Here is a 4593-nt window from a genome sequence, read left to right as displayed (position 1 = left end):
TAGGCGTTTAAAACAGCTCAATTAATAAATAGTAAAAACCTTATCATACGCGATTTTTTTTCAGCAAATCTCACTATTTAGCCCATTTCATGGTTTTTTAGCCTAGTCAAATTCTAGTGCTAAAACTGTTGCTATAAAGCAACAGAGTTAGAAAATAATCAACGATGAAAAGTGCTTTTCTTACAAAGTTGCAAATTTGTGACCTAAGTAAAACCTGTTTAAAAGGGCTTCCAGACCTTGCATTATATTATTTTTTAAATCGTTTTCATTTTTGCCTTATAAAACAACACACAAGCCATAACGGTGCACAAGTGCTTTTGTTACAAATTCTAAAAAATAACCCACAAAAAAACATAAGCAATTGTTTTATATGAACTTATATAAAATATAAGATATTTTTTTATTTAGTTATTGACATCTAATTGAAAGATCAAAACGACTGCTACAAGATTTCACCCACAGCTTTATCCACAGCTTTCGTGGATAACTTAGCTAGACTCAGACGGGACGGGAGTTTGCTCAGATTAAGTCAGAGCCTTATGTTAGTAACCACCAACCTTAGGTAAAGCCTAAAAAGGTTACAAATTTGTTAATCACTGTACATAGGCACAGTTATCAAGTTGTTTTTAATATCTTTTAGAACTATAGTAATAACCTTATTACCAGTGCAAATTGCACCTACAAGGTGCGCAAATATTAACGCAAAAAATCGTTTCTTTTAGGCATAAAGTACTGAAAAAATGCTTAGTGATTAAATAAAATACAACAATTGAATAAGCTTTATGCAGAATGCAAAAAGATTGGTGTTTTTGTTGTATTGAGTGTTGACAGTGGGCCACTGTCTCATTAACATTCGCCACCGTTGAAAAACGGGAGGTTGGAAGCCATCAAACTGTCTCTCAACAGCAAAATTTGATTCCCCCTTAGCTCAGTTGGTTAGAGCGACGGACTGTTAATCCGCAGGTCCCCCGTTCGAGTCGGGGAGGGGGAGCCAACTACTGGCTACCATATCAAATTTTGCACACTAGTATTGAATTCCCCCTTAGCTCAGTTGGTTAGAGCGACGGACTGTTAATCCGCAGGTCCCCCGTTCGAGTCGGGGAGGGGGAGCCATCCCATTCAAGCAGCAATATCAACTTTCCTTTTAGTTACTTTTACTCACCCTCATGTTTATCATTGGTGTTTATAGTGGGCTATTTCAATAATAAAGCGTTTATTACAATAAAGTTTTGAATATCAAGTTGTTAATACTGTCTGAAATACCGATAATACAGCCTGTTTGGCAATGTGTGGTTACCTTCTTTGTATAATGACTGAATTCTTCCTACTTCTTATCGGCACCGTGCTGGTTAACAATTTTGTATTAGTGCAATTTTTGGGTTTGTGCCCCTTTATGGGCGTGTCTGGTAAATTAGAAACCGCCATTGGCATGTCTATGGCCACCACCTTTGTACTTACGCTTGCGTCTTTATCCAGTTATTTGGTTGAGCATTATTTGCTTATCCCCTTAGGCATAGGTTATCTGCGCACCTTAAGTTTTATCTTAGTGATTGCCGTGGTAGTGCAGTTCACTGAATTAGTGGTGCATAAAACCAGCCCTACTCTATATCGCCTGCTTGGCATATTTTTACCTCTTATCACCACTAATTGCGCCGTATTAGGGGTGGCATTGTTGAATATCAATCAACAGCATAATTTTATCGAATCGGTGGTCTATGGTTTTGGCGCTGCTCTGGGATTTTCATTAGCATTAATACTTTTCTCCGCCATGCGTGAACGTTTAGCCGTGGCCGATGTGCCCTTACCCTTTAAAGGTGCTTCAATCGCCATGATCACGGCCGGATTAATGTCTCTGGCCTTTATGGGTTTTACCGGTTTGGTGAAATTTTAATGTCCTTGGGAGCTGCCATCCTAACCGCTTTGATCGCACTGGGTTTAATGGCCTTGGTTTTTGGTGCCATTCTTGGATATGCGGCCATTCGCTTTAAAGTACAAAGCGACCCTTTAGTTGAGCAGATAGATGCGATCCTGCCCCAAACTCAATGTGGCCAATGTGGCTATCCAGGTTGCAAACCCTACGCTCAGGCGATTGCCAATGGCGACGATATAAATAAATGCCCACCCGGTGGCGACGCCACCATTAAAAAACTCGCAGATTTGATGGGTGTTGAGCCTAAATCTTTAGATAGTGCCCACGGCACAGAAGATGTCAAAAAAGTCGCTTTTATCCGTGAAGATGAATGCATTGGTTGTACTAAATGTATTCAGGCCTGTCCGGTGGATGCCATCCTTGGTGCGGCTAAACAAATGCATACCGTCATTGCAGATGAGTGCACAGGTTGTGATCTTTGTGTTGATCCCTGCCCGGTTGACTGCATTGATATGATACCGCTCGCCAATAGCAGCGCTGCATGGCGTTGGAATTTGCAAGCCATCCCCATTAAACAAGTAAGTTGAGTTGCTGATCATGCCGACCACGTTTGACGACATCATCACTAAGCTAGATACCAACGAACTCTGGGATTTCCCCGGTGGAGTGCATCCTCCTCAATATAAACACCTATCTAATCAGCAGCCTATAGGCCAGTTGCCTATACCTGCACGTTTGTTTATCCCCTTAAAACAACATATCGGGGTGGAAGGTCATATTATTGTTGAAGTAGGCCAGCATGTCTTAAAAGGTCAAGCCCTAACTAAAAGCATGAACCCCTTTGCCGTGCCTATTCATGCGCCAACGTCTGGCACGATAACAGCAATTGGTCCCCATGTTTCAGCTCATCCCTCTGGCCTGCCTGAAATCACCATCGAGCTGCAAAGTGATCAACAAGATACCTGGCTAGGCTTAAAGCCCTTAACTGATTATTTAAATCAACCCAAAATGGCAGTGCTTGGCGCAATTTGTGATAGCGGCATTAGTGGCATGGGTGGCGCAGGATTCCCAACTCATATCAAATCTGCGCCAAAAAAGAACGTTGAGTTTTTAATTATTAATGGCATCGAGTGTGAACCTTATATCAGCTCGGATGACCGTTTGATGCGTGAGCACGCTTGGCAAATTCGCCAAGGCATAGATGTATTAAGTCACTTACTCAGCCCTAAACAAGTATTGATTGGCATCGAAGATAACAAACCTGAAGCCATAGAAGCCATGCGAGTGGCTTGTCGTGAAAACCCTCACTACCGCATTTGCATTGTACCCACTAAGTATCCTGCCGGTGGCGAAAAACAGCTGATTCAAGTACTCACCAACCGCGAAGTACCCAGTGGTGGTTTACCCATGGATGTTGGCGTGATCATGCATAACGTTGGTACTTGTTTTGCCATTGCCGATGCCATATTCACCGGTAAACCTTTAATCCAGCGAGTGGTCACCGTAACCGGACAAGCCCTGAAAAAACAGGGTAATTACTGGGCGCTGATAGGCACCCCCATCGAGCACTTGCTTGAACATAATGAATATCAGGCAAAACAACAAAAAACGCCTACGGTTATTATGGGCGGGCCCATGATGGGTTTTACCGTTGCTAGCCCACAAGTGCCAGTGGTTAAAATCACCAACTGCATTTTAGTGCCAGCCACTAAAGAACTAGCCGGTGGTTTAACCGGTAATCAAGAACAAGCCTGTATACGCTGTGGTGCTTGCGCCGATGTATGCCCTGCTTCACTGTTGCCCCAGCAACTGCTGTGGCATGCCAAAGCCAAAGAACTCGACAAGGCCCAAGAATATAATTTATTTGACTGCATCGAATGCGGAGCTTGTGCTTATGTCTGCCCGAGTGAAATTCCCTTAGTACATTATTACCGCATTGCTAAAGCAGATGTGCGTATAGAGCAGCAAGAAAAACAGAAAGCGGATAAAGCCCGTGAACGTTTTGAAACCCGTGCCGCACGTTTAATTGCCGATCAACAAGCCCGAGACGAAAAACATCGTCTGGCAGCCGAAGCCAGAAAAGAAGCCATGTCGCAATCGGGTAATGACGCTAAAGATAAAATTGCTGCGGCCTTAGCACGCGCCAAAGAGAAAAAACAAGCACTGGCTAATGCTGGCTCACCAACAACAGAACAAACAACCGCCACCACTGCCGATGCAGACCAAACGCAAACAACAACAAGTCCTGCGGCCAGCAGCAATGAGCGAGTGCAAGCGGCTATCGCCAGAGCTAAGGCCAAAAAAGCGGCGCTTGAAGCCGCACAAAACTCAGATGAGAGTAACAAGGTCCCAAACACTGAGCCAGCGGTTGCTGAACAAACAAACACAACAACTGCAGATGTAAAACTTAAAACTTCTTTGCCTGCCAATAAAAGTCGAGTGACATCAACTAATAAGACTATTGAGAAACCAGCAGCAGTAGATAAAGAGCTTAGCGACAAACAACGTAAAATTGCCGCGGCAGTGGCGAAAGCTAAGGCTAAACGGGAACTACAGCAGACAGAGTCTGACGTTAATGCTTCTCCCAAAACCACAAGATCAAAAACGAAAGCAGCAGAAACGGGTGCATCAGCAGATACCGCAGCATCAGCTCAGCCCCCAACAGACGCAGCCAGCGAGCAGAATCAACAAATCGCTGACAAAAAAGCCCGTATTGCTGTAGC

General features: G+C 43.7%; 3 protein-coding genes and 2 tRNA genes. All 5 read left to right on the top strand.

The window, feature by feature from the left end; genetic code table 11:
* The first annotated feature begins 917 nt into the window (after positions 1-917).
* Positions 918-994, top strand: a tRNA-Asn gene (locus tag AX660_RS13460).
* Between the two features lie 42 nt (positions 995-1036).
* Positions 1037-1113, top strand: a tRNA-Asn gene (locus tag AX660_RS13455).
* Between the two features lie 196 nt (positions 1114-1309).
* Entirely contained in the window at positions 1310-1891 is a 582-nt protein-coding gene (rsxA, locus tag AX660_RS13450; RefSeq protein WP_068377782.1) for an electron transport complex subunit RsxA, read from the top strand.
* On the top strand, positions 1891-2457 hold the full coding sequence (gene rsxB, locus AX660_RS13445) for an electron transport complex subunit RsxB (RefSeq protein ID WP_068377780.1): 567 nt from the start codon (positions 1891-1893) through the stop codon (positions 2455-2457). The genes rsxA and rsxB overlap by 1 nt, the downstream gene beginning before the upstream one ends.
* Positions 2458-2467: 10 nt before the next feature.
* On the top strand, positions 2468-4593 hold a 2126-nt coding region (gene rsxC, locus AX660_RS13440), incomplete at its 3' end, for an electron transport complex subunit RsxC (RefSeq protein ID WP_082768907.1).

Origin of the sequence: Paraglaciecola hydrolytica, from assembly GCF_001565895.1 — a bacterium.
Taxonomy (GTDB): domain Bacteria; phylum Pseudomonadota; class Gammaproteobacteria; order Enterobacterales; family Alteromonadaceae; genus Paraglaciecola; species Paraglaciecola hydrolytica.
The sequence above is the reverse complement of the archived record's forward strand: the minus strand, read 5'-3'. Positions and strand labels throughout refer to the sequence as shown.

Excerpts from the sequence above, each read along its gene's own strand:
- rsxB (WP_068377780.1), top strand. The coding sequence starts at position 1,891 with ATGTCCTTGGGAGCTGCCATCCTAACCGCTTTGATCGCACTGGGTTTA.
- rsxA (WP_068377782.1), top strand. The coding sequence starts at position 1,310 with ATGACTGAATTCTTCCTACTTCTTATCGGCACCGTGCTGGTTAACAAT.